At 58.1% G+C, this 24,588-nt stretch carries 21 protein-coding genes and 2 tRNA genes; 16 read left to right on the forward strand and 7 right to left on the reverse strand.

Going from position 1 to position 24,588, the window contains the following annotated elements; translation table 11 throughout:
• Positions 1–53: 53 nt before the first annotated feature.
• Complete coding sequence (locus tag AC097W_RS14665) at positions 54–812, reverse strand: arginyltransferase (protein WP_479603350.1); 759 nt, start codon at positions 810–812, stop codon at positions 54–56.
• Between the two features lie 10 nt (positions 813–822).
• Positions 823–1,557 carry a leucyl/phenylalanyl-tRNA--protein transferase gene (gene aat / locus AC097W_RS14670; RefSeq protein WP_479603351.1) on the reverse strand — a complete coding sequence of 245 codons (735 nt, stop codon included), beginning with the start codon at positions 1,555–1,557 and terminating at the stop codon, positions 823–825.
• Between the two features lie 100 nt (positions 1,558–1,657).
• On the opposite strand from aat, the gene AC097W_RS14675 reads away from it, so the two are divergent.
• Together AC097W_RS14675 and AC097W_RS14680 are read left to right on the forward strand one after the other, a co-directional pair.
• Positions 1,658–1,734, forward strand: a tRNA-Pro gene (locus AC097W_RS14675).
• Positions 1,735–1,798: 64 nt separating this feature from the next.
• Positions 1,799–1,875 (forward strand) — tRNA-Arg (locus AC097W_RS14680).
• Between the two features lie 60 nt (positions 1,876–1,935).
• Here the strand turns inward: AC097W_RS14680 and murI are convergent.
• The 3 genes from murI to AC097W_RS14695 are packed head-to-tail and all read right to left on the reverse strand — an operon-like array spanning position 1,936 to position 4,966.
• The gene (gene murI, locus AC097W_RS14685) at positions 1,936–2,766 is read right to left on the reverse strand and encodes a glutamate racemase (protein WP_479603427.1); all 831 of its coding nucleotides are present in this window, start codon (positions 2,764–2,766) and stop codon (positions 1,936–1,938) included.
• Between the two features lie 10 nt (positions 2,767–2,776).
• On the reverse strand, positions 2,777–4,327 hold the full coding sequence (locus AC097W_RS14690; RefSeq protein WP_479603352.1) for a fumarate hydratase: 1,551 nt from the start codon (positions 4,325–4,327) through the stop codon (positions 2,777–2,779).
• 30 nt (positions 4,328–4,357) lie between these two features.
• Positions 4,358–4,966 (reverse strand): TIGR00645 family protein, encoded by a 609-nt coding sequence (locus AC097W_RS14695; protein ID WP_479603353.1) that lies wholly within the window; start codon positions 4,964–4,966, stop codon positions 4,358–4,360.
• Between the two features lie 199 nt (positions 4,967–5,165).
• On the opposite strand from AC097W_RS14695, the gene acs reads away from it, so the two are divergent.
• Together acs and AC097W_RS14705 are read left to right on the forward strand one after the other, a co-directional pair.
• Complete coding sequence (gene acs, locus AC097W_RS14700; protein ID WP_479603354.1) at positions 5,166–7,163, forward strand: acetate--CoA ligase; 1,998 nt, start codon at positions 5,166–5,168, stop codon at positions 7,161–7,163.
• Positions 7,164–7,214: 51 nt separating this feature from the next.
• Positions 7,215–7,460: a TIGR04438 family Trp-rich protein gene (locus AC097W_RS14705; protein ID WP_479603355.1), complete on the forward strand. Its 246-nt coding sequence runs from the start codon at positions 7,215–7,217 to the stop codon at positions 7,458–7,460.
• 37 nt (positions 7,461–7,497) lie between these two features.
• On the opposite strand, the gene ilvD is transcribed toward AC097W_RS14705, so the two are convergent.
• Entirely contained in the window at positions 7,498–9,192 is a 1,695-nt protein-coding gene (ilvD, locus tag AC097W_RS14710) for a dihydroxy-acid dehydratase (RefSeq protein ID WP_479603356.1), read from the reverse strand.
• A 107-nt stretch (positions 9,193–9,299) separates the two neighbouring features.
• Here ilvD and AC097W_RS14715 point away from each other — a divergent pair, with 107 nt between their 5' ends.
• From AC097W_RS14715 to AC097W_RS14770, 12 genes are all read left to right on the forward strand, one after another.
• Positions 9,300–10,232 (forward strand): LysR family transcriptional regulator, encoded by a 933-nt coding sequence (locus AC097W_RS14715; RefSeq protein ID WP_479603357.1) that lies wholly within the window; start codon positions 9,300–9,302, stop codon positions 10,230–10,232.
• A gap of 4 nt (positions 10,233–10,236) precedes the next feature.
• The gene (gene lgt / locus AC097W_RS14720) at positions 10,237–11,046 is read left to right on the forward strand and encodes a prolipoprotein diacylglyceryl transferase (protein WP_479603358.1); all 810 of its coding nucleotides are present in this window, start codon (positions 10,237–10,239) and stop codon (positions 11,044–11,046) included.
• Between the two features lie 138 nt (positions 11,047–11,184).
• Positions 11,185–11,853 carry a GntR family transcriptional regulator gene (locus tag AC097W_RS14725; protein ID WP_479603359.1) on the forward strand — a complete coding sequence of 223 codons (669 nt, stop codon included), beginning with the start codon at positions 11,185–11,187 and terminating at the stop codon, positions 11,851–11,853.
• Entirely contained in the window at positions 11,850–13,358 is a 1,509-nt protein-coding gene (locus AC097W_RS14730; protein ID WP_479603360.1) for a malonyl-CoA decarboxylase domain-containing protein, read from the forward strand. Before AC097W_RS14725 ends, AC097W_RS14730 begins: the two co-directional genes overlap by 4 nt.
• A gap of 40 nt (positions 13,359–13,398) precedes the next feature.
• The gene (gene dctP / locus AC097W_RS14735) at positions 13,399–14,421 is read left to right on the forward strand and encodes a TRAP transporter substrate-binding protein DctP (RefSeq protein WP_479603361.1); all 1,023 of its coding nucleotides are present in this window, start codon (positions 13,399–13,401) and stop codon (positions 14,419–14,421) included.
• Positions 14,418–14,990, forward strand: coding sequence for a TRAP transporter small permease (locus AC097W_RS14740; RefSeq protein ID WP_479603362.1), 573 nt, complete (start codon positions 14,418–14,420; stop codon positions 14,988–14,990). The genes dctP and AC097W_RS14740 overlap by 4 nt, the downstream gene beginning before the upstream one ends.
• The gene (locus AC097W_RS14745; RefSeq protein ID WP_479603363.1) at positions 14,987–16,348 is read left to right on the forward strand and encodes a TRAP transporter large permease; all 1,362 of its coding nucleotides are present in this window, start codon (positions 14,987–14,989) and stop codon (positions 16,346–16,348) included. The genes AC097W_RS14740 and AC097W_RS14745 overlap by 4 nt, the downstream gene beginning before the upstream one ends.
• Complete coding sequence (locus AC097W_RS14750; protein ID WP_479603364.1) at positions 16,345–17,124, forward strand: enoyl-CoA hydratase/isomerase family protein; 780 nt, start codon at positions 16,345–16,347, stop codon at positions 17,122–17,124. The genes AC097W_RS14745 and AC097W_RS14750 overlap by 4 nt, the downstream gene beginning before the upstream one ends.
• Before the next feature lie 41 nt (positions 17,125–17,165).
• Entirely contained in the window at positions 17,166–18,698 is a 1,533-nt protein-coding gene (locus tag AC097W_RS14755; RefSeq protein WP_479603365.1) for a malonate--CoA ligase, read from the forward strand.
• A gap of 20 nt (positions 18,699–18,718) precedes the next feature.
• The gene (locus AC097W_RS14760) at positions 18,719–19,858 is read left to right on the forward strand and encodes an FIST signal transduction protein (protein ID WP_479603366.1); all 1,140 of its coding nucleotides are present in this window, start codon (positions 18,719–18,721) and stop codon (positions 19,856–19,858) included.
• Between the two features lie 21 nt (positions 19,859–19,879).
• A complete protein-coding gene (locus tag AC097W_RS14765; protein ID WP_479603367.1) occupies positions 19,880–23,020 on the forward strand; it encodes a PAS domain-containing protein in 3,141 nt (1,046 codons plus the stop codon).
• A gap of 28 nt (positions 23,021–23,048) precedes the next feature.
• Positions 23,049–24,098, forward strand: a complete 1,050-nt coding sequence (locus AC097W_RS14770; RefSeq protein WP_479603368.1) for an HD-GYP domain-containing protein — start codon at positions 23,049–23,051, stop codon at positions 24,096–24,098.
• Positions 24,099–24,106: 8 nt separating this feature from the next.
• Here the strand turns inward: AC097W_RS14770 and AC097W_RS14775 are convergent, their stop codons facing one another.
• Complete coding sequence (locus AC097W_RS14775) at positions 24,107–24,550, reverse strand: universal stress protein (protein WP_479603369.1); 444 nt, start codon at positions 24,548–24,550, stop codon at positions 24,107–24,109.
• Between the last annotated feature and the right edge of the window lie 38 nt (positions 24,551–24,588).

The following is a 24,588-nucleotide window of genomic DNA, read 5'->3' on the forward strand; positions in this document are numbered from 1 at the left end:
CTTATCGTGTGACCGCGACACCCGACCCATTGGCAAGCGGTGCGTTGAACAACTCAGTCTGGGGCAGGGGTTGCGCTGGAGAATGTGGACCATTGACTGTCAATCAAGAGTTGCATGGGCGCAAAACGGGCTTTGTAGCTCATCTTCGGGCTTTCCTGTATCCAGTATCCCAAATACACAAAGTCAAGCCCCAGGAGTTTGGCTTGTTCAATTTGCCACAGTACGTTGAAGGTTCCAAAGCTGGATTTTTCTTCAGGCTCAAAAAATGTGTAGACCGCCGAAAGACCATCATCCAGAACGTCCAGAATGGAGACCATTTTCAGCGCCCCGGGTATTCCATCGCTCGAAGGCGCTCGGAACTCAACCAGTCTGGAATTTACGCGGCTTTGCAGCAGAAATTGGGTGTATTGGTCAATGCTGTCTTCGTCCATGCCGCCGCCGGCATGCCGACTATTCTGGTAGCGCAGGTAGAGTGCGTAATGCTCAGGCACAAAGCCGAGCTTGAGTACGCGAACCGACAAGGTCTGATGTTGTGTCCATGCACGTCGCTGGCTTCTGCCGGGTTTGAACTGATCTACGACCACACGCAACGGAGTGCAGGCCTGGCAACCGTCGCAGTAGGGCCGGTAAGTGAACATACCGCTGCGGCGAAATCCCTTGGTGACCAACTCGGAATAGGTTGCGTTGTTGATCAGGTGGCTGGGTGTCGCGACTTGGGAGCGAGCTTGCCGGTTTGGCAGATAGCTGCACTCATAGGGCGCTGTCGCGTAGAACTGCAGTATTTGCAGCGGGAGGTCTTTGAGGTCTGTCACGGTGAATGCGTCAGTCCGGGAAAATGTGGTTCCAGTATAGGGGGGAGAAATGCCAGTCCACGCTGGGTTCTTTGATAGCCGTATGAACCCGCTTCAAAAAGTTGCTACGCGGAATTTCCGAAGCCCCGAGCGAGGCCAGGTGTGCTGTGTTTTGTTGGCAGTCAATCATGGTGATGGCATTTGCGCGGCAGAAGGCCACCAGTGCAGCCAAGGCAATTTTTGACGCATCAGGCATGTGGGCAAACATCGATTCCCCAAAAACCGCTCGCCCCAATGCAACGCAGTAAAGCCCTCCCGCCAGCTTGCCATCAATCCAGGTCTCTAAGCTGTGTGCGTCGCCTGCTTCATGAAGGCGTGTGTAGGCCTGCACCATGGCCGGCAGAATCCAGGTTCCTGGTTGGCCATGTCTTGAAGCGCTGGCGCACGACTGGATGACGGTGGAAAAGGCGGTGTTAAAGCGAATTTCACAGCGAGTATCAGCTCTGAATCGGGTCAGCGTTTTTCGGAAGGATCGGTGCAGTCGAAAATCCGATACCTTCAGCACCATGCGTGGGTCCGGGCTCCACCAGAGATTCGGCTGGCCCTCGCTGAACCAGGGAAATATTCCGCTGGAATAGGCAGCCCGCAAGGTGCGGACCGTCAGGTCACCTCCCGCAGCCAGCAGGCCAGGTGCATCAGATTCGGCGCCCCACGCCCGCTCCACTGGCGGAAACGCGAGACCAGGTTCCAGCCAAGGTAGGGACATAGCGTTGTTTGACAAAAGGGTTGCCGTAATGTGGAGTGGACTATAAATATATTGCACCTCAGGATGGAGAGGGCGTTCAAGCGGTTAGAATACTCGCTGTCGGGGCGTAGCGCAGCCTGGTAGCGCATCTGGTTTGGGACCAGAGGGTCGAAGGTTCGAATCCTTTCGCCCCGACCATCATTTTTAGCCAGAGCAAAGTCTCTGGCTTATTTGTTTCAGGGTTACTACAAACCCTAGCATTCTGTCCGTAGCTCAGTTGGATAGAGCATCAGCCTTCTAAGCTGAGGGTCGGGGGTTCGATCCCCTCCGGACAGGCCACTCCCGGGGCGGTGATGCCAGAATGATTGGCCTTCTGTAGCATCCCGGTGCACTGAATCTTTACGGAATGTTGATTGACTGCACGTCAACTTGCAGTTGCAGCCATCGATGCACGGCTGATTGCAGGGAGTCTGCGCTGCCGGTCGTGCAGAAGGTCAGGGCTTGGGGCTCTGCTGGAAGGGGCATGTGCGCGTGCACCAGCCATCCCCGATCCGCCAGAAGGCGCCGGGTCTGGCGTGCCACGGGCGCCCCACCTTCCAGGAAGGCCGTTGTTTCTCCGACCGTAGTGCGCAGTGTGTCAGCGGCAAACGGATAGTGGGTGCAGCCCAGAACCAGCGTGTCCATCTCTCCTGATTTAGTGCCAAATCGGCCCATAGCCCCCGTGTAATAAGCGCAGGCAGCTATTGTTTTTGTAGCATCTGCGCGCTCAATCGCGTCTGCCAGACCGTCGCAGGGTTGCAGCACAAAGGTGGCTTGAGCGTGCAGAGACTCCAGCAGCACGCGGAATTTCTCGCTGTTGAGCGTGCCTCGCGTGGCCATGACGCCGATGTGCTTGGTCTGACTCACGCTTGCCGCCGGCTTGAGTGCTGGCTCGATGCCGACGATGGGCAGGTTCGGGTAGTCCTGGCGCAGTAGTTTTATCGCGGCTGCCGTTGCGGTATTGCATGCCACGACAAGGGTTTTGATGTGGTGTTGGTTGAGCAGGTAACGGGTTATGGCGTGGGAGCGGGCGATCACATGGGCGTCGTCCCGTTCCCCGTAGGGGGCATGGCCGCTGTCGGCGATGTAGACAAAGCGCTCCAGTGGCAGTTCGGTTCGCAACGCCCGCAGCACACTCAGGCCGCCGACGCCGCTATCAAAGACGCCAATGGCCCGGGTTGCCGGGAGCAGGGATTGAAAATCAGGCAGAGCGCACCGGGATGGTTTTGAACTCGCCGGTGGCAATCTTCTTCTGCCATTCGGCTGGTCCCGTGATGTGGGCGCTGGTGCCGCCAGAGTCCACGGCCACCGTGACGGGCATGTCCACGACGTCAAATTCGTAAATCGCTTCCATGCCGAGATCGGCAAAGCCCACCACGTTGGCATGCTTGATGGCCTTGCTGACCAGGTAGGCGGCACCGCCTACTGCCATCAGGTAAGCGCTTTTGTGCTTCTTGATGGCCTCGATGGCGACCGGTCCGCGTTCGGCTTTGCCAATCATGGAAATCAGGCCGGTCTGGCTCAGCATCATCTCGGTAAAACCGTCCATGCGGGTTGCGGTAGTGGGGCCAGCGGGGCCGACGGCCTCGCCTTTGACCGGGTCAACCGGGCCCACGTAGTAAATGACGCGGTTGGTGAAGTCGACGGGCAGCTTTTCACCCTTGGTCAGCATGTCCTTGATGCGCTTGTGCGCGGCATCGCGACCGGTGAGCATTTTTCCGTTGAGTAGCAGGGTCTGACCGGGTTTCCAGCTGGCGACTTCTTCTTTGGTCAGGGTGTTGAGGTCCACCTTTTTACTCTGCACATAGTCGGGCGTCCAGTTGACGTTGGGCCACAGATCCAGGGACGGCGGATCCAGATACACCGGGCCGCTGCCATCCATCACGAAGTGGGCGTGGCGTGTGGCTGCGCAGTTGGGGATCATCGCGACGGGCTTGCTGGCCGCGTGGGTGGGATACATCTTGATTTTGACGTCCAGTACGGTAGTGAGTCCACCCAAGCCCTGCGCGCCAATGCCCAGGGCGTTTACCTTCTCGCACAGTTCCAGACGCAACTCTTCGGTTTGCGTCAGTGGTTGTCCGGCCGCGGCCTTGGCTTGCAGCTCGTACATGTCGATGTCGTCCATCAGGCTTTCCTTGGCCATCAGCACCGCTTTTTCTGCTGTGCCGCCAATGCCGATGCCCAACATACCGGGCGGGCACCAGCCCGCACCCATGGTGGGCACGGTTTTCAGCACCCAGTCAACCACCGAGTCGCCGGGGTTGAGCATGATCATCTTGCTTTTGTTCTCGGAGCCGCCGCCTTTGGCGGCAACGGTCACTTCCACGGTGTTGCCAGGCACGATCTCGGTAAAGATGACGGCCGGCGTGTTGTCTTTGGTGTTTTTGCGGGCAAATTCAGGGTCGGCCACCACGCTGGCGCGCAGGGTGTTGTCGGGGTGGTTGTAACCCTGGCGCACACCTTCGTTGATGGCGTCATCCAGACTGCCGGTAAATCCCTCCCAGCGAATGTCCATGCCGACTTTGAGAAACACGTTGACGATGCCGGTGTCCTGGCAAATTGGGCGATGGCCCGTAGCGCTCATTTTGCTATTGGTGAGGATTTGCGCAATGGCGTCTTTTGCTGCGGGGCTCTGTTCGCGCTCGTAGGCACGCGCCAGGTGGGCGATGTAATCGGCAGGGTGGTAGTAGCTGATGTACTGCAAAGCGGCAGCAACGGATTCGATGAGGTCGGACTGGCGGATGTTGGTCATGACGGTGCTTTGTTTCAGGGTAATAAAAGATCAATGCGCTTCGTTTTGGGTACGCGCCATCAAGCGGTCGGTGTAGGCAATGGCCAATGCAGACAGCAAAAAGGTGATGTGGATGCCGGTCTGTGCGATCAGGACTTTTTCGTCGTAGTTGGCCGCATTGATGAAGGTCTTGAGTAGGTGGATGGAGCTGATGCCGATGATGGCGGTACTCAACTTGACTTTCAGGACAGACGCATTAACGTGGCTGAGCCATTCAGGCTGATCCGGGTGTTCATCCAGATTCAGGCGGGACACAAATGTTTCATAGCCGCCCACAATCACCATGATCAGCAGGTTGGAGATCATCACTACGTCGATGAGGGCCAGTACCACCAGCATGATGATGGTCTCGTTCAGCGCTGTAACGGTGACCGAATCTTTGTAGCCTATGCTTTTCACCAGCTGGGCCAGCGCGTCCTGGTTGCCAAAGGCCGCTTCCAGCAAATGAACCAGCTCCACCCAAAAATGGAAAACGTAGACCGCTTGTGCTGCAATCAAGCCCAGGTACAGCGGGAGTTGCAGCCAGCGACTCGCAAAGATCAGACGCGACAGGGGTGACATGGCGGCGGTGCCGCGCTTCGGAGGAGGGGCTTGGCTCATTTTGCAAGTAGGTTATAAATCGGGATGGACACCATTGTAGAAGCCTGCCATGTGGCATCAGGCGACCATTGGGTGATGGTCGGCCGCACAACGGGGTCGGTCTGGGCAATGGCGAGCGCCCTGGTTAGAAGTCAGTGAAATGTAAGTGGCATCCATAACCATTGCGACAGTTCCAACAAATAAGTCAGGAGACATTCCCATGAGTACTTCATCCTCTGCCATCCAATCCACCCTGGTCGAAAACCGGGTCTTCATGCCCAGTGACGCCATGGTCAAGGCCGCACGCATTTCGGGTATGGACGGCTACAACGCACTGTGCGCCGAAGCCGAGAAGGATTTTGAGGGATTCTGGGCCAGGCTGGCGCGCGAGAACGTGCTGTGGAACAAACCTTTCACCAAGACGCTGGACGAGTCCAATGCGCCGTTCTACAAATGGTTTGATGATGGCGAACTCAATGCGTCCGCCAACTGTCTGGACAAGTGGGTGGGCACACCCACCGAAAACAAAACCGCTGTCATTTTCGAAGCCGATGACGGAACCGTAACCAAGACCACGTACAAGGAACTGCTCGCCCGCGTGAGTCAGTTTGCCAACGCGCTCAAGGCCGATGGCATCAAAAAGGGCGATCGCGTCCTCGTCTACATGCCCATGACGCTGGAAGGCGTGATTGCCATGCAAGCCTGTGCCCGCATTGGTGCCACCCACAGCGTGGTGTTTGGCGGCTTCTCGGCCAAGGCTTTGCAGGAGCGCATCATCGACGCGGGTGCCGTCGCGGTCATCACCTGCAACTACCAGATGCGGGGTGGCAAAGAGTTGCCACTCAAAGCCATTGTGGACGAAGGTCTGGCGATGGGCGGATGCGAGTCCATCAAGACGGTGTATGTGTATCAGCGCACCCCGACTGCCTGCGCCATGGTGGCTGGGCGTGACAAGACATTCGCTGAAGCTATTGCCGGCCAAAGCACCGAGTGCGCGCCCGTGCCCGTGGGCGCCGAGCACCCCTTGTTCATTCTTTACACCTCCGGTTCCACCGGCAAGCCCAAGGGCGTTCAGCACTCCACTGGCGGCTACCTGCTGTGGGCCAAGCTGACCATGGACTGGACCTTTGACTTGAAGCCGGAAGATGTGTTCTGGTGTACCGCCGACATCGGCTGGATCACCGGCCACACCTATGTGGCTTATGGCCCATTGGCGGCCGGTGCGACCCAGATCATCTTTGAAGGCGTACCGACGTACCCCAACGCCGGCCGTTTCTGGCAAATGATCGAGCGCCACAAGTGCACCATTTTCTACACCGCGCCTACTGCGATCCGTTCGCTCATCAAGGCAGCCGAGGCCGACCCGAAAGTGCACCCTGACCGCTCCGATTTGAGCAGCTTGCGCATTCTGGGCTCGGTGGGCGAGCCCATCAACCCCGAAGCGTGGATGTGGTACTACAAAAACATCGGCCATGAGAAGTGCCCGATTGTCGATACCTTCTGGCAGACTGAAACCGGTGGTCACATGATGACACCGCTGCCGGGTGCTACGCCGCTGGTTCCCGGTAGCTGCACCTTGCCGCTGCCCGGCATCATGGCCGCCATCGTGGACGAAGTCGGAAACGACATTCCTAACGGCACGGGCGGTATTCTGGTCGTCAAGCGCCCATGGCCTTCCATGATTCGCACCATCTGGAATGATCCCGAGCGTTTCAAATCGAGCTATTTCCCGGCAGAAATGGGCGGCAAGATGTATTTGGCGGGGGATGGTGCAGTGCGCAGTGCTGACCGTGGCTACTTCCGCATTACTGGCCGCATCGATGACGTGTTGAACGTGTCGGGTCACCGTATGGGCACCATGGAAATCGAGTCTGCTTTGGTTGCCAAGTCAGATCTGGTGGCAGAGGCTGCCGTAGTGGGTCGTCCGGATGACCTCACCGGCGAGGCTATTTGTGCTTTTGTGGTGCTCAAGCGTCCTTGCCCCGTTGGCGACGAAGCCAGGGCCATCGCCAAGGAGTTGCGCGACTGGGTTGCCAAAGAAATTGGTCCCATTGCCAAGCCCAAGGACATCCGTTTTGGCGAGAACCTGCCCAAGACCCGTTCCGGCAAGATCATGCGCCGCCTGCTGCGCTCGCTGGCCAAAGGCGAAGCGATTACCCAGGACACTTCTACGCTGGAAAATCCGGCGATTCTCGACCAGCTAGGTCAGGCCTATTGACAAGCCGGTGTAGTATCTGACCGTCGTACGCAAGAAAAATCGGAGACGGTCATGTATTTTCTGGGTTTGGGTCTGGTTCTCTTGGCCATGAAGTTTTTGGAGTTGGGTCCGGTTGCCATGTGGGACTGGTGGGTCGTATTGGCCCCCTTCGGACTGGCAGTGGCTTGGTGGGCTTGGGCGGATTCTTCCGGCTACACCAAGAAAAAAGCCATGGACGTTGAGGATGCGCGGCGTAAAGCACGCATTGACAAGAACCGTGAAGCGATTGGTACCCTCAACAGCAAAAAACGCCGCTAAGCGGCGTTTTTTTTCGTCTGCAACGGGTTGGTATCGTCTAGAAATTATCCAATACCGCACCCTTGCTTGCGGTTGAGGCGTTGAACGCAAACTTGGCCTGCACCCCGCGGGTGTACCGCGGTGCCGGAGCCGTCCAGGCCGCACGGCGCTTGGCGATCTCGGAATCGCTCACATTCAACTGCAGCAGCAACTGGTGCGCATCAATCGTGATCGAATCGCCTTCCTGAATGAAGGCAATCGTGCCGCCCACTGCGGCTTCGGGCGCCACATGGCCCACGACCATGCCCCAAGTGCCGCCCGAAAAACGGCCATCGGTAATCAAGCCGACTGACTCGCCCAGACCCTGACCCACCAACGCACCGGTGGGTGCCAGCATTTCGGGCATGCCGGGGCCGCCCTTGGGGCCCAGGTAGCGCAGCACCATCACATCACCGGCCACAATTTGGTTGGCAAGAATGGCTTTCAAGGCGGTTTGCTCGTCCTCAAACACGCGGGCTGGGCCAGTCATCACCGGGTTTTTCAGGCCTGTGATCTTGGCCACGGCGCCTTCGGGTGACAGGTTGCCTTTCAGGATAGCCAGGTGCCCTTGCACATACATGGGGTTATCCAAGGGGCGAATCACGTCCTGGTCCGCACGGGGTGCATCGGGGACGTCTTTGAGCACTTCGGCAACGGTCTGGCCGGTGATGGTGATGCAATCACCGTGCAGCAGGCCAGCCGCCAGCAGTGTTTTCATCACTTGCGGAATGCCGCCTGCCTGGTGCAGGTCCACCGCCAGATACTTGCCGCTGGGTTTCAGGTCGCACAGAACGGGCGTCTTCTGGCGTACGCGCTCAAAATCGTCAATCGTCCACTCGACGCCCGCCGCATGGGCAATGGCCAAAAAGTGCAATACCGCGTTGGTGGAGCCACCGATGGCCATGATGACCGCTACGGCGTTTTCAATCGACTTGCGGGTCACGATGTCACGCGGCTTCAGGTCGTTCTTGATGGCGTTAACCAGCACGCGGGCTGACTCGCGGGCCGACTCCACTTTCTCGTCGTGCGGGTTGGCCATGGTGCTGGAGTAGGCCAGCGAAATGCCCAGTGCCTCAAAGGCGGACGACATGGTGTTGGCGGTGTACATGCCACCGCAGGAGCCAGGGCCGGGGATGGCACGGCGCTCGATCTGTAGCAGGTCTTCGTCGCTCATGCGGCCGGCAGCGTTTTCACCCACGGCTTCAAACACGCTCACGATGTTCAGGTCCTGACCCTTGTAGCGGCCTGGCAAAATGGTGCCGCCATACACAAAGATCGATGGCACGTTGGCGCGCAGCATGCCCATCAGGCCGCCGGGCATGTTCTTGTCGCAGCCGCCGATGACGACCACGCCGTCCATCCACTGCCCTTGCACGCTGGTTTCGATGCAGTCGCTGATGACTTCGCGACTGACCAATGAGTACTTCATACCCTCGGTGCCCATTGCCATGCCATCGCTGATGGTGGGTGTGCCAAAAACCTGGGCGTTGCCGCCGGCTTCTTCGATGGCGTCAATGGCTGCATCCGCCAGCTTTTGCAGGCCTGAGTTGCAGGGCGTGATGGTGCTGTGACCGTTGGCCACACCAATCATGGGTTTGACAAAATCGCCTTCCTCGTAGCCCATGGCGTAGTACATCGACCGGTTGGGTGCGCGCGACTTGCCTTCGGTGATGTTGCGGCTGCGCGGATTCATGATGACGGGTTTGTTGTCCATGGGGTGTTTCTCGCCTTGGTTTGGAGGGGGCTAGTGAGCCCAAAGTATGCCCCCGTCAAACCTGTTTTTCCAATATATTTAATCATCTATATTAATATGCGTGGCATATGAGTGAGCATCCAATTGAACTGCGTGTGTGGCGACAATTCGTGGCGTTGGCCGAAGAGTTGCACTTTGGCCGTGCCGCCTTGCGCCTGCACATGTCCCAACCGCCGCTGACGCAAGCGATTGCCTTGCTGGAAACGCGGTTGCAGGTTCGTCTGTTTGAGCGCACCAAGCGACGGGTTGCCTTGAGCGCCGCGGGTGTCGCGCTACTGCCCGAGGTACGCGAATTGCTGGAGCGCGCCGAGGCGCTGCCAGCCTATGCACGCGCGGCGGCGACGGGTGCATTGGGGCGTTTGCGCCTGGGATTTGTGTCGACGGTGGGCTTTGGTTTGTTACCTGAATGGGTGCGGGCACTGCGCGAACGCTATGGCGATATCCAGCTGGAATTGATTGAAGCCACCGGTGATGTGCAATTGCTTGCACTGGAGCGGGGCGAAATGGACGCCGGTTTCATTCTGCATTCACCCGGTTTTGCGCCAGTGGGGCTGGAACGCGTATTGATTGCGAGCGAGCCGCTGATTGTGGCCGTGCCCCAGCACCATCCATTGGCCACCATGGCAAAACTGCATCTGGAGGATGTACTCGCACAGCCCCTGGTTATTTTTCCGCGGCGCATTCTGCCGTCGCTGCACGACGCCATTTTTTCGGTTTACCACAGTGCCAACCAGTTGCCACAGATCGCCCAGGAGGCCATCCAGATGCAGACCATTGTCAATCTGGTCTCTGCCGGTCTGGGCTTGGCCTGGGTGCCTGAAAGCGTGCGGCAGTTTCAGCGACCGGGCGTAGTGTATAGACCTGTTTTGGCCGCGCCGGCCCTGGAAATTCCTGGCTGCGAAACCAGCCTGGTGTGGTCGGGTGCATCACCCAACCCCGCGCTGGCGCGGTTCGTCGAGTTTCTTCCTTCTGTCAAACAACCCGTATGGCAGGCACAATAAGGCCATGCTGATTCATCCTGTTATCGATCCCGTCGCCCTGCAATTGGGCCCTGTCGCCGTCCATTGGTATGGTCTGACTTACCTGGCTGCGTTTGCACTGTTCATGTTTTTAGGAAGTCGACGGCTGCGGCACCGGCCGTTTGTCTCGATCACCGGCCCTGGTGCCTGGGCCTACAAGGACGTGGAAGACATCCTGTTCCTGGGGGTGATGGGTGTGGTGCTGGGCGGGCGTATCGGCTATTGCCTGTTTTACAAGCCGGCTTACTACCTGGCCCACCCGCTGGAGGTGTTCGCGGTGTGGCAGGGTGGAATGAGCTTTCATGGCGGCATGCTGGGGGTGATTGCAGCGATGGTGTGGTTTGCCCACTCGCGCAAAAAGCCTTTTTGGCAGGTTGCCGACTTTGTGGCGCCGTGTGTGCCCACGGGGCTGGCAGCTGGCCGGGTTGGTAATTTCATCAACGGTGAGTTGTGGGGCCGTCTGGCCGATCCGGCGCTTCCCTGGGGTATGGTGTTTCGAGGGGCGGGCGATCTGCCCCGGCACCCATCACAGGTCTACCAGTTTTTGCTGGAAGGCTTGCTGTTGTTTGTGCTGTTGTGGTGGTACGCACGCCGGGCTCCCAAGCAGGGGCAGGTCGCTGCCGCCTTCCTGTTGGGTTATGGATTGATGCGCTTTGTCGCTGAATTCTTCCGTGAACCCGATGCCTATCTGGGCTTGCTGTCCCTGGGCATGAGCATGGGGCAGTGGTTGTGCGTGCCCATGATTGTGGGCGGGGCTGCACTGTGGGCGTGGTTCCAATCCCGTCCGCTCAAGTAAAGAAATGATAGTGACCCCCGGGTTTGTCCGGGGGTAAATGGTCTTGTCTGCTGGAGTGGAAGATTCGATAATTACCGGTAATTATCGAAAATCACCAACCCAACCACGACCTCCGTGGCTACCCGGTCCAACTGCACCATGCGTCTGGTTCATAACTCTTTGCACATTGAAGTCGCGGTGCTTTTACGCGATCAAATTTTTGCTGGAACCCTGGCTCCAGGAAGCTTTATTGATGAGGCGGCGTTGTGTGAAAGCCTGAAGATTTCACGCACGCCGTTGCGCGAGGCACTCAAGGTACTCACGGCCGAAGGGCTGGTTCGCCATGAACCGCGTCGGGGCAGCTTTGTCAATCAGGTGACGGAACAGGATCTGGACGATATTTTTCCGGTCATTGCGCTGCTGGAAGGTCGTTGCGCATTTGAGGCCGCACGCAACGCCAGCGATGCCGATATTGCGGCCCTGGATACGCTGCATGAGCGCCTGCAGCAGCATGCGGCGGCCAAACGCATAAACGACTACTACGCCACCAACTTCATCATTCACGAGGCCATCATCACCCTGGCCAACAACCGCTGGCTGGCCCAGTCAATTGCCGATTTGCGCAAGATACTCAAGTTGGCGCGGCAACAGCAATTGCATGCACCGGGGCGGCTGGAGCAGAGTCTCGGCGAGCACCTGGCGATATACGCCGCGCTGCGCGCGCGCGACAGCGAAGGGGCAGACGCTGCTATGCGCACCCACCTGATGCGCCAGCGCGAGGCCCTTCGGGAACTCGCGCGCGACCAGAAGAGCAGGTTGCTGGCATGAACACACCGGAGTGGATCAGTCGCAGCGTCTCCCGGCTTTTGCCATCCTCTCATTCAGAGGTAAATCAAGCTGCAGCCCGCGTAAAACGGGCACAGGTCGCTATTAAATCAGGAGCGTCGGCGGCGGATGTGGTCACGCAAACGGCGGGTAGCCGGTCTACCCATGAGCGTCTGCAGGGGACGCTTCGCCAAAAAGGTGAAGCCCTGTCGCCCCGTGTGCTGCGCCGGTCGTTGCAGGAGTTGCAGGCCATCACCGATCCGCGCGTGAGCGAAGTGGAGGGCGGTCGCAGGGCCAAATCCCTGGCCGCCTGGTATGCAGGCGCCACGCCCGCGCGGCGCCAGGACATGTGGCTGCTGATGAGTGAGCAGTTTGTCGCCGATGCGCAAAAGGTCAAGGCGGCGCAGGCCCAGTTTGCCGCTGCGGTGGGTACGCCCGATGAGGCGGTAGCCGAGGTGCATTACCGGCGCGCCACGGTGTCGCCCCGGCGGCGCTTGCTCCAGCGCTTCAGCGTCTATCCGGGGGGTATTGAGTTTCTGGTGAACATGCGGGCTGAAATGCAGCACTGCCTCAGGCAGGACAAACGGCTCATGGCGCTGGATGTCGAGATGGAATACATGTTTTCCACCTGGTTTGATGTGGGTTTTCTGGACCTGCGTCGCATCAGTTGGGATTCACCTGCATCCCTGATTGAAAAGCTGATCCAGTATGAGGCCGTCCATGACATCAAGAGTTGGGCTGACGTCAAGAACCGCCTTGACAGCGACCGGCGCTGTTACGGGTTTTTTCATCCGCGTCTGCCAGACGTGCCACTGATTTTTGTCGAAGTAGCTTTGGTGGACGAGATGGCCAGCAACATCGAGCCCTTGCTCGACGAGTTGGCTGCGGCATCTGACCTGAGCAAGGCCACCACGGCCATCTTTTACTCCATCAGCAACACCCAGACGGGTTTGCGCGGGGTGAGTTTTGGCGATTCCCTGATCAAGCGGGTGGTGGAAACGCTCAAGGACGAATTCCCCAAGCTCAAGAACTTCGCCACACTGTCGCCGATTCCTGGTTTTCGCAGTTGGTTGGGCAAGAACGCAACGGCCATGCTGGCCATGCTCAGCGACAAGGAGCGCGGTGCATTGGGCCGTGCCGTTGGGTTCGAGCCGCCCGGCGCGGGACATTTCTTGACGGCCGCAGAGGGTGCTTTGGCCTTGTCCGAAAAATCACCGGTGCGCCAGATGTTGCTGCAGTGCGCTGCGCACTATCTGGGGCGCTCGCAACAGGACGGCAAGCCGGTCGACCCGGTCGCACGCTTTCACCTGGGCAATGGTGCCCGCATTGAGCGCCTCAACTGGGCGGGCGACCGCTCCAGCAAGGGGCTCAAGCAATCCTATGGCCTGATGGTGAATTACCTCTACGACCTGAAGCGGCTGGACAAGCACCGGGCCCAGTTTTCAGTGGGGAAAGTACCGGTATCCGGGGCGGTACAGCAACTGTTTCTCGATGGTTCCGGGCCGTAGCTTTGCATCACATTATTCATATTACTCAGGAGACAAAAAAATGACTTTATCAAGACGTAACCTTATCCAGACTGCCGGTGCATCCGCCCTCGGTTTACTCACCCACGGTGCGTGGGCACAAGCCGGCGGTGGGCTGAAAATCTCCCACCAGTTTCCTGGTGGAACCTTGACCGAGGGCGATTTTCGCGATCGCCTGTGCCGCAAATTTGCCGTAGAAGTGGAGAAGCGGACGGCTGGCGCGCTCAAGGCTTCGGTGTATCCCGGGTCGTCCCTGATGAAAACCAACGCCCAGTTCTCATCCATGCGCAAAGGCGCGCTCGACATGAGCCTGGTGCCCCTGTCCTATGCTGGAGGCGAAGTGGCCGAGACCAATATTGGTCTGATGCCTGCGCTGGTGCCCAGCTACGAGCAAGGCGCTGCATGGAAGACGGCCGAGGTAGGCAAGATGCTCAGCAAGGTGCTCGACGACAAGGGCATCCTGATCGTCAGCTGGATCTGGCAAGCCGGCGGTGTTGCCAGTCGCACCCGGCCTTTGCTGACACCGGATGACGCCAAAGGCCTGAAAGTCCGGGGTGGCAGCCGCGAGATGGACATGATGCTCAAGCAGGCGGGCGCCTCGGTCATCACCTTGCCGTCCAACGAGATCTACGCTGCCATGCAGACCGGTGCGATGGATGCCGCCATGACATCAAGCACCAGCTTCATCTCCTTCAAGCTGGAAGAAATTGCCAAGCATTTGACGACAGGGCGTGACAAGACCTACTGGTTCATGTTCGAACCGCTGATGATCTCCAAAGAAGTATTTGGCAAGCTCCCCAAAGCCCAGCAGGACGTGGTGATGGGAGTCGGTGCCGAGCTCGAAGGCTTTGCCCGTGACGCGGCGCGCGCTGACGACAAGGCCGCCGCCGACATCTATGCCAAGGCCGGCGCCAAGGTGTACGACATGGACGAGGCCACGCTGAAAAAATGGCAGGTCATTGCGCGCGAGACCGCGTGGAAGGACTTCAATGACAAGAACGAATCGTGCGCCGGGCTGTTGAAGGCCGCGCAGAAACTGCTATGAGCCACGGTATTGAAATCGTGGCGGCGCAAGCTGCCATGGATCCGGACATGCCGCGCATTCTGCAGCCGCTGGCGCGGCTACTGCAGTGGGTGAATCAGGCGCTGGTGGTGCTGGGCATGGTGGCACTACTGGTGGCATCCTGTGTGCTTACCTATAGCGTGATTTCGCGCTACGTGATGCATGCCTCCACGGATTGGCAGGATGAAGCAGCGGTTTTCTGCCTGGTCGGGGCAACTTTCCTGTGTGGTGCGTTTGTGCAGTCCATGCGCGGGCATGTGGGCATTGAAGCCATTGCGGGCTTGCTGCCCCGGTCAGTCAACCAGGTGCGGCTCGTTTTTGTCGATCTGCTGGGTTCGGCTTTTTGCAGCTTTTTTGCCTGGAAGTCGTGGACGCTGTTTCATGAAGCCTGGGTGGAGCAGCAAACCACCTCGTCTTCATGGGCTCCGCCCTTGTGGATTCCCTACGGTCTGATGGCTGCGGGAATGACATTGCTCAGCCTGCAGTTGCTGGTGCAGCTCAGTGCGACGGCAAATGGCCTGCGCAAACAAGTTTCAGGAGTCTCCGCATGAGCATGCTCACTTTGGGCCTTCTGTTTGGGGTGGTCACGTTGCTGTTCATGTTTTCCGGCGCCCCCATTTCTTTTGCGCTGGGCAGTGTTGCCGTGCTGTTCATGTACCTGTTCATGCCCGCATCGGCGCTCAACACGGTCACCCAAAACGTGTATGAGGAAATGGCCAGTATCACCTTGCTGTCGATTCCCCTCTTCATTCTCAAGGGGGCGGCGATCGGGCGGTCGCGCGCCGGCCAGGACCTGTATGCGGCCATGCATGTCTGGATGGGGCGTATCCCCGGTGGCCTGGGGATCGCGAACGTATTTGCCTGCGCACTGTTTGCGGCGATGGCGGGCTCCAGCCCGGCCACCTGCTCGGCTATTGGCAGCGCCGGTATTCCGGAGATGCGCCGCCGCGGCTACTCACCCGGTTTTGCAGCGGGCATCATTGCTGCGGGCGGCACTCTCGGTATTTTGTTGCCGCCCTCGATCACGATGATTCTGTACGCGGTTGCTGCAGAGCAGTCGCTTGGTCGCCTGTTTCTGGCCGGCATCTTTCCTGGTGTGCTGCTGGTGATGCTGTTTGCGGGCTACGCGGTGGTGCGCTACCGCAAAGAATTCAGACTGGCTGAAGCGGAATTCAAACGCTCGGGCACTGCCTCTGCGCTGCTGGCCAATGAAACCTTTACAACCCGTGAAAAGTTCGAAATGCTGCCGCGTGTGGTTCCATTTGTGTTGTTGCTTGTGGGCGTGATGGTGGCGCTTTACGGCGGCTTTGCCACACCCAGTGAAACAGCCGGTTTGGGCGCCATCCTGGCCTTGGCCTTGATTGCGGTGATCTACGGTGTGTGGCGGCCGCGTGACGTGGCGCCCATACTCACGGCGACGCTCAAAGAATCCACCATGTTGATGCTGATCATTGGCATGTCGCTGCTGTTCTCCTACGTGATGAGTTTTTTGCACATCAGTCAGTCCACAGCCGAGTGGGTGGTCGGTATGCAACTCTCAAAATGGATTCTGCTGGCCGCCGTGCTGGTGATGGTGATTTTGCTCGGGTTCTTTCTTCCACCCGTCAGTATTATCCTGATGACTGCACCGATTATTTTGCCGCCACTCAAGGCTGCGGGCTTCGACCTGATCTGGTTCGGTGTGCTCATGACGATCGTAATGGAAACGGGACTGATTCACCCGCCCGTGGGGCTCAACATTTTTGTTATCAAAAACATCGCACCCGATATTCCACTGAAGGACATCATCTGGGGCGTCGTTCCGTTTGTGGCGCTGATGTTGTTCGCGGTGGTGCTGATTTGCATCTTTCCAGGGATCGCCACAGCCTTGCCTGATGCCGTCATGGGCGTAGCTGCCACCAAGCCATGAGCGGGGATGTAACGCTGGAAATACTGGGGACAGTGGGCTGGGTCAACCTCTCGCATCCGGGAAAACTCAATGCCATGTCACGCACGATGTGGCGTGCGTTGCGCGCAGTGTTCCAGCAGATTCAGCTGGACCGCACAATTGCGTGTGTGGTAGTTCGCGGTGAAGGCCATTTTTGCGCGGGTGGCGATATTTCTGAATATGCCGGATTCCGCTTTGAGGAGTCGAGCCTGCGTGACTTTCATGAGAACGACGTGTGGGGTGGGTTGCAGGCCATGCTGGACTGCGATGTACCCATCGTGGCCCAGATCGCCGGAAACTGTATGGGCGCTGGCGTCGAGATTGCCAGTTGCTGTGACATTCGAATGGCCACCGACACGGCGCGCTTTGGCGCACCCATTGCCAAGCTGGGCTTTCCCATGGCTCCGCGTGAGGCGGCTCTGGTGATGCGTGCGGTGGGCGAGTTGACAGCCCGTGAGATGCTGCTCTCGGCGGCGGTACTGGAAGCCCATGTGATGCTGCAACGCGGTTTTCTCAATCGGGTGGTTGCCGCGTCTGCCCTGGAAGCTGCGGTCCTGCTGTGTGCCGACCGCATCGGCCAGATGGCGCCCGAGGCCGCACGCATGAATAAGCAGACATTCAGGGCCTTAGCCCCCGTATCCATTGCGCAGGCAGCTACTGATTTGATAGCAAATGCTTATCGCTACGCCAGTTCTGCCGAACACCGCGAAGGCGTGACCGCCTTTATGGAAAAGCGCCCGCCACGGTTTGCGCCGTGAGGCCTATGCCTGAGTTCTCCCTTTTTCTGATTGCTTGAAGTATGAAAAACGACAATCTATTTGTTGCCTTGCGCAATGCGTTTCCTGCCGACGCGGATGCGGTGGCGGTGGAAACCGACAACGGTTTGTTCTATTCCTGGCGCGATCTGGACCGCGCCACCGCCATGATGGCGAATCTGTTGGCTTCGCTGAAGCTGCCCGAGGGCGCGCGCATTGCGGTTCAGGTGGAGAAATCCGTGGAGGCCCTGGTGCTGTATCTCGCAACGTTGCGGGCGGGCTATGTGTTTTTGCCGCTGAACACGGCCTACCAGAGTGCCGAAATTGAATACTTCATCGGCAACGCGGAACCTGCCGTCGTGGTGTGCAGCCCCAAGAACTTTGGCTGGGTGAGCAAGATTGCCTTCAAGGCGGGAACGCAAAACGTGTTCACCCTGGGCGATGACCGCACGGGCTCCTTGCTGGAGCGTGCGGCTCATTGCGGTGACCAGCACACCGTGGTGCACCGCAGTGCTGATGATCTGGCCGCCATTCTGTACACCAGCGGCACCACTGGGCGCAGCAAGGGCGCGATGCTGACGCACGGCAATATGCTGAGCAATGCACGCGTGCTCAAGGACTACTGGGGCTGGAAGCCAGGAGATGTGCTGATCCATGCGTTGCCGATCTTCCATGTGCACGGGCTGTTCGTTGCCGTGCATGGTGCGCTGCTCAATGGCAGCAAGATGATCTGGATGGCCAGGTTTGATCCCAAGCGGGTGCTGGACAAAATGCCGGAAGCCACCGTATTCATGGGTGTTCCGACGCTCTATGTGCGCCTGCTGGCCGAGCCGGGCTTGAATCGCAACGCCGTACGCAACATGCGGCTGTTCATTGCCGGTTCGGCGCCGTTGTTGATTGAGACCTTCAATGAGTGGAAGGACCGCACCGGCCATACCATTCTGGAGCGATACGGCATGAGCGAGACCGCCATGCTGACCTCCAATCCCTACGCACTCGACTCGCGCTACGGCAATCAGGACGAACGCCGCGGCGGCACGGTCGGCTTCCCGCTGCCCGGTGTGAGCTTGCGTGTTCAGGGGGATGACGGAAAGCCGCTGGCAACCGGGGAGATTGGGGGCATCCAGGTCAAGGGTCCCAATGTCTTCAAGGGCTATTGGCGCATGCCTGAAAAAACCCGGGAGGAGTTCACGGCAGACGGATTCTTCAAGACCGGTGACGTGGGGAAAACCGATGCACGGGGGTATGTCACCATCGTCGGGCGCAGCAAGGACCTCATCATCAGCGGTGGCTACAACGTCTATCCTGCCGAGATAGAAGGCTACATCAATGAGCTTCCGGGCGTCGCCGAGAGCGCTGTAGTGGGCGTGCCGGATGCAGACTTTGGCGAGGTGGGCGTGGCCGTGGTGATCGCAAAGCCGGGGGCGACGCTGGATCCTGCCGCCATCCTGTTGCAACTCAAGGCCATGCTGGCCAATTTCAAAATTCCCAAGCGGTGTTTCGTTGTGGATGAGCTACCGCGTAATACTATGGGTAAAGTGCAGAAAAATGTTTTGCGCGCCCAGTATCAAAGTTAGCTACCCACAGGAGCTTATTCATGAAGGTTTTGCAGGTCGTAGTACGCCAGGCGGAATCGGCCGCAGCTGATTTTTCAGGTCTTGCAGCGATACACCCCAATTTGGTGCTGGCCTTTGGCTCGGTCGATGCGTTACAGAAGGGCGCTGACGCCATTGCGCAAGCCTTTCCGCAGGCCCAGCGGGCGGGTTGCTCCACTGCGGGCGAGATTTCAGCGCATGGCGTTGACGATGGCACGCTCATCGTCACGGCTCTGCATTTTGACCAGGCCCGGGTGGCGCAGGTAAGTACCGTCCTGGCTGGCATGGACGACTCTTTCGCTGCCGGCCGCCGATTGGCCACCGGCTTGCCGGTTGTGGGCCTCAAAGCCATACTGATTTTTGGGCAGGGAGTCCGGATTAACGGCAGCGCAGTGCTATCCGGCATGACGGACATTGTGGGTTCTCGGATTCCCATCACTGGGGGGCTGGCGGGTGACGGCGGCGCGTTTGTCAACACGTTCGTTCTGGACGAGAAGGGGGTCAGCAGCAACCGGTTGACCTGTGTTGGTCTGTATGGCGATACCTTGCAGTTTTCCCACGGCTCTTTCGGTGGCTGGTCGCCGTTCGGCCCCGCCCGCAAGGTCACGCGCTGCGAGAACAACGTACTTTTTGAGCTGGACGGCGAATCAGCACTGGAAACCTACAAACGCTATTTGGGCGACCATGCCAGAGACCTGCCAGCGTCTGGGTTGCTGTTTCCATTTGCCATGCTGGGGAGCGACCACAACGAGGTTGGGCTGATCCGCACCATTCTTGGCGTCGACGAAGTCGCAGGCAGCCTGACACTCGCGGGTGATATTGATCCGGAGGGTTATCTCCGGCTGATGCATGCCAGTACCGACGCGCTGGTTGATGGGGCTGAAGCAGCGGCGCAGGCTGCAAAAGCCATGCTGCAGGGTTCCGGTGAAGGGTTGGCACTGCTCGTGAGTTGCGTCGGACGCAAACTGGTGATGGGCGGTCGCGTGGACGAAGAAGTTGAAGCGGTTGGTGCGGTGTTCGGACAGCGTGCTACGCTGGCAGGCTTCTATTCCTATGGGGAGATCAGTCCTTTCAGCCCGGCGGTGGAGTGCAAGCTGCACAACCAGACCATGACGATCACCTACATAGGCGAAACTACCTGATTTCTACAAAACGCAAGTCGAATGCACAAATTATTAGCCCGTCAGGTCAAACGGATACTGGACGTTGATCCTGCCGGGTTGGATGCCGTGCAAGATGAATTGCGCCAGCTAGCGGACAGCGGCACCCTGTCTGCAAACGCTGCGCAACTGCTGAATGGCCTGCCCGGGCTGTTTCAGCGCGTGGGAGAGGCCTATCAGCAAAACGATCGGGACCTGGAGCTGAAAACCCGAAGTCTTGAGTTAAGTTCAGTCGAGCTGACCAGCACCAATACCCGACTGAGGGAGGAGTTGGCAGGGCGCACCCGGGCCATCGAGTCGCTGCGCGCGACTGCCCGTGAATTGATAGCGACCATTGATCCTGCGCAGACGCTGGCTCTCGACGAGAGTCTGGAATCGTTGTCGCTGCTCATGCGTGATTTGGTCCGTCAAAACGAGGAAGGCCAAAAAGACCTGCATGAGGCACTGGCAGACCTGGCCTATCAGAAATTTGCTCTAGACCAGCATGCCATCGTCAGTATTACCAACCTGGCGGGTGATATCACCTATGCGAATGACAAGTTGTGCGAGATCAGCGGGTATTCCCGTCAGGAGCTGATGGGTCAGAACCACCGCATGATCAACTCGGGCACCCATGCGCCCGCGTTCTTTACCAACTTGTGGGCCACTATTACCGCAGGCCAGGTATGGCATGGTGAAATTTGCAATCGCGCGAAGGACGGTCACTTTTACTGGGTAGACGCCACGATCGTTCCCCTGCGCGACGAAGCGGGCAAGCCGTCCATGTTTATAGCCATTCGGACTGATATTTCGGAGCGCAGGCGCATGGAGGTCACCATCAAGGCGGCCGAGGCGCGATTGAGTCGGATTACCAATACGGTGCCCGGTGTGGTGTTCCAGTTGCAAATGGGTGGTGGCAGTTATCGCTTCACCTTTGTGAGCGATCGGGTTCGGGAAGTCAGAGGGTTGTCGCCTGCGGCATTGCTTGCCGATTCTGCGCTGGCAACATCCCAGCTTGTTGAGGAAGACCGAGTGCGGGTGGTGAAGGGTGCTCGGGCAGCAGCTGAGCAGAGGATTGATTGGCATGATGACTACCGCATCCGGATGCCAGACGGCGCGCTGCGCTGGATTCGATCAGAAATGATTCCCGAACCGGATTTATCTCCTGATGGCGCCACAGTTTTCACCGGAATATGGCAAGACGTCACCTTGCTCAAAGAAGCCGATTCTCGCCTTCGCGAAGTAACCGAGAGCATTCCGGTCACTGTTTTTCAGTACGCGGTGGATAGCCACGGCGTTATTCAGGTGCCGTTCATCAGCCACGCTATTTACGAGATGTGTGGCATAAGCCCTGAAAGTGTCATTTCCGATTCCGAAGCGTTTGTGCGTCAGGTCCACCCTGAAGAGCGTGAACCGTTCGCCCAATTCATGATTGACGCTATTTCCGGCAATAAATCGTGGGCCATGGACTTTCGAATGGTTCATCAGCGGTCCAAGGCCACGGTGTGGGTGCATGGTGAAGCGCAACCGAGCAAGCTTCCGCAAGGGGATGTAGTCTGGAACGGCTATCTGGCGGACATAACGGAGTCAAAACTGACGTCTGAGGAGTTGCAGAAGGCGAAAGATGCGGCGGAAGCGGCCAGCCGGGCCAAGTCTGATTTTCTGGCCAACATGAGCCATGAAATCCGGACGCCGATGAATGGCGTCATCGGTATGACTGATCTTTTGCTGGATACAACCCTTGACCCGGACCAGCGTGAATATGTAGGTATCGTTAAATCGTCCTCTGAAGCCTTGCTGCGGATCATTAACGACATTCTTGATTTTTCGAAAATTGAAGCTGGAAAGCTCCTCATTGAACGGATCCCTTACCCATTGGACAAGGTCGTTGCAGATACCTTGAAAACGCTTGCCTTGCGGGCGCATGAGAAAGGGTTGCGACTGGTCTGCGAGATAGCAGAGGACGTTCCTCTCGCCGTCTTGGGGGACCCGGGTCGCTTGCGACAGATTCTTGTCAACATGGTCGGAAATGCGATCAAGTTCACGGACAGTGGCGAGGTGTCGGTGCGCATTGAAAGGGCAGGAGGTTCCATTGATGGAAGTTTGCTGCATGTGTCGGTCAGCGATACCGGAATCGGCATTCCTGAGGACCGGCTGGATGCGGTGTTCGATGCGTTCTCGCAGGAAGACAGCTCTATTACACGGCGGTTTGGCGGCACCGGATTGGGCCTGACCATATGTGCCAGGCTGGTTGAAGCCATGGGCGGGCGCATTTGGGTGGAAAGCAAGGTCGCAAAGGGCAGCGTCTTCCATTTCACCACCCGGATCGAAGTTGATCGCAGAGCCCGGGAGGCGGCTGAATCTGCGGCTGGCATCACTCGGGACCTTTTTGATCGCAATCAGATTTCATTGGACGTTCTGCTGGTAGAGGACGACCCGGTGAACCAGAAGCTCGCAGTAACGCTGCTGGAGCGTTGGGGTCACCAGGTTGACGTAGCGGGTAATGGTCTGATTGCGCTGGAGCGCATGGCGCAAAAAAATTACGATGTTGTCCTGATGGACATGATGATGCCGGTTATGGATGGACTGGAGGCTGCGCAACGCATTCGAGCACTGGAAACCATACACCGTACGCCGATCATCGCCATGACGGCAAATGCCCACGCGTCTGATCGTGAACGCTGTCTGGCTGCTGGCATGGATGACTATATTTCCAAGCCGATCAAGCCCATCGTTTTGCAGGAGATGCTGGAGACCGTTGCCAGCACCTCCGTGCATGGCGAGCTGTCGCAGCCGTCCCTCATGATGGACATTGCCATAGAGAGTTCGCCTTCTGACGACTTTGACTATGTTGCGGGTCTGGCGACAGTCGATCAGGAAATTCTGCATATCGTGATGCAGCCGTTCCTGGATCAATGGCCACTGGATATTGAAAAGATGCACATGGCCACCTACAACAGGGAACTGGCAACGGTGTTGCACACAGCCCATGCACTCAAAGGTACGCTTGCGATGTTCGGTGCCCAGCCAGCCAGTGATCTTGCCGCTAGTATCGAGCGGTGTGCACTGCGCTCCGATGCAGCCGGCGTGGAACAGCTGCTGGCGCCATTGACCGAGGAAGTCGGGCATCTGCTGGATGCCATCGCCAACGGTAAGGTGCTGTGACGAACCCAAAGATCAACTCAAAGGCTGAATGACCGTGGTCCAAAACGTGCTGATAGTTGACGACACCGAAATAAACCTGATACTTTTTGCCGCTTTGGTGAAAAAGCTCGACGGTTGTGTTTCGCACACCTTTGCAGACGCACTGGAAGGGCTGGCATGGGCTACCGACAACGACCCCGATTTAGTGATTGTGGACTACATGATGCCCGGGGTTGACGGTCTGGAATTTATCAGCCGGTTGCGGCAGATTCGGGGGCGGGAGTCCGTGCCTGTGTTGATGATTACCGCCAATGACCAGAAACAGCTGCGCTACCGCGCTCTTGACTTGGGTGCGAATGACTTCCTGATCAAACCGGTCGACAAGGTCGAGTTTTTGGCTCGCGCCAAAAATATGCTGACGCTGAGTCAGGCCAGCCGACAGTTGGCAGACCGTGCGACATGGCTCGCTGAAGAAGTACGCAAAGCCACCGCTGAAATCGTGGCCCGTGAGCGTGAAACCGTGTTTCGGCTTTGTAAGGCCGCCGAGTACCGCGATCCCGAAACCGGAGCGCATATTTTGCGTATGGCGCATTACTCGCAACTGATCGCGCGCGGCATGGGCTTGTCTGTTGATGACCAGGAGTTGCTGCTCGAAGCGGCTCCTATGCATGACATTGGCAAGGTCGGTATTGCTGACAAGATATTACTCAAACCTGGGCGCCTGGACACGGAGGAGTTCGAGGTCATGAAGCAGCATGCCATCTTCGGCTACGAGTTGCTTCAAGGCAGTTCATCGCGGGTCCTGCAAGCCGGCGCTGAAATTGCACGAGGGCATCACGAAAAATTTGACGGCTCTGGCTACCCTGGTGGAATCAGTGGTCTGGATATTCCGGTATTCAGCCGCATAGTTGCTGTGGCGGATGTGTTCGATGCATTGACCTCGGAGCGCCCCTATAAAAAGGCGTGGACGCTGGAGGCCGCGGTGGACTTCCTGGTGGCGGGTTCTGGAAAACACTTTGATCCTGACTGTGTCCAGGCATTCTTGAACGCCTGGGAATCAGTCATGGAAATCCGGAATCGTTACCAGGAAGAGGACTGAAGCCCTTCTTATTTCAGCACCAATACCGGCGTTGTGCTGTGCGTCAGCACATGCTGGGTCTCACTTCCCAGCAACAGCCGTTTAATGCCCTTGCGGCCATGGGACGCCATAACGATCAGGTCGCACTGGGTTTTCTTCGCAGCCGCCAAAACGGCATCGGACACCACATCTGATTTGGCAATAAGCGCCTTGGTAATGACGCCCTTGCCCAAGGCCGCTTTCTTGACGGCGTCAACAACCGCCTGTCCTTCGTCAGCCCATTGCTTTTCTACACGGCGCACTTCATCGGGCTGCAACGCAATGCCACCTTCAAAATAACTTTGCGGGTAGCGTGGAACCACCTTCAGTGCTACCAGTTCCGCGCCACAGAGCGCGGCCAGGTCAATGGCGCTTTTGACGGCTTTCTTGGACAGGGTCGATCCGTCGGTGGTAACCAGAATGCGTTTGTACATGGAAGTGCTCCTTTAGGCTGATAAGGCGTTCAGGTTAC

It is taken from the genome of Rhodoferax sp. GT1R46, assembly GCF_056521285.1.

Bases quoted from the DNA above. Each gene is read 5' to 3' on its own strand.
- lgt (WP_479603358.1), top strand. From the start codon at position 10,237: ATGCTGATTCATCCTGTTATCGATCCCGTCGCCCTGCAATTGGGCCCT.
- AC097W_RS14695 (WP_479603353.1), bottom strand. From the start codon at position 4,966: ATGAGCCAAGCCCCTCCTCCGAAGCGCGGCACCGCCGCCATGTCACCC.
- AC097W_RS14765 (WP_479603367.1), top strand. From the start codon at position 19,880: ATGCACAAATTATTAGCCCGTCAGGTCAAACGGATACTGGACGTTGAT.
- acs (WP_479603354.1), top strand. From the start codon at position 5,166: ATGAGTACTTCATCCTCTGCCATCCAATCCACCCTGGTCGAAAACCGG.
- AC097W_RS14725 (WP_479603359.1), top strand. From the start codon at position 11,185: ATGCGTCTGGTTCATAACTCTTTGCACATTGAAGTCGCGGTGCTTTTA.
- AC097W_RS14740 (WP_479603362.1), top strand. From the start codon at position 14,418: ATGAGCCACGGTATTGAAATCGTGGCGGCGCAAGCTGCCATGGATCCG.
- ilvD (WP_479603356.1), bottom strand. From the start codon at position 9,192: ATGGACAACAAACCCGTCATCATGAATCCGCGCAGCCGCAACATCACC.
- aat (WP_479603351.1), bottom strand. From the start codon at position 1,557: ATGTCCCTACCTTGGCTGGAACCTGGTCTCGCGTTTCCGCCAGTGGAG.
- AC097W_RS14760 (WP_479603366.1), top strand. From the start codon at position 18,719: ATGAAGGTTTTGCAGGTCGTAGTACGCCAGGCGGAATCGGCCGCAGCT.
- AC097W_RS14690 (WP_479603352.1), bottom strand. From the start codon at position 4,327: ATGACCAACATCCGCCAGTCCGACCTCATCGAATCCGTTGCTGCCGCT.
- AC097W_RS14770 (WP_479603368.1), top strand. From the start codon at position 23,049: ATGACCGTGGTCCAAAACGTGCTGATAGTTGACGACACCGAAATAAAC.
- AC097W_RS14750 (WP_479603364.1), top strand. From the start codon at position 16,345: ATGAGCGGGGATGTAACGCTGGAAATACTGGGGACAGTGGGCTGGGTC.
- AC097W_RS14705 (WP_479603355.1), top strand. From the start codon at position 7,215: ATGTATTTTCTGGGTTTGGGTCTGGTTCTCTTGGCCATGAAGTTTTTG.
- AC097W_RS14745 (WP_479603363.1), top strand. From the start codon at position 14,987: ATGAGCATGCTCACTTTGGGCCTTCTGTTTGGGGTGGTCACGTTGCTG.
- AC097W_RS14755 (WP_479603365.1), top strand. From the start codon at position 17,166: ATGAAAAACGACAATCTATTTGTTGCCTTGCGCAATGCGTTTCCTGCC.
- AC097W_RS14775 (WP_479603369.1), bottom strand. From the start codon at position 24,550: ATGTACAAACGCATTCTGGTTACCACCGACGGATCGACCCTGTCCAAG.
- dctP (WP_479603361.1), top strand. From the start codon at position 13,399: ATGACTTTATCAAGACGTAACCTTATCCAGACTGCCGGTGCATCCGCC.
- AC097W_RS14715 (WP_479603357.1), top strand. From the start codon at position 9,300: ATGAGTGAGCATCCAATTGAACTGCGTGTGTGGCGACAATTCGTGGCG.
- AC097W_RS14730 (WP_479603360.1), top strand. From the start codon at position 11,850: ATGAACACACCGGAGTGGATCAGTCGCAGCGTCTCCCGGCTTTTGCCA.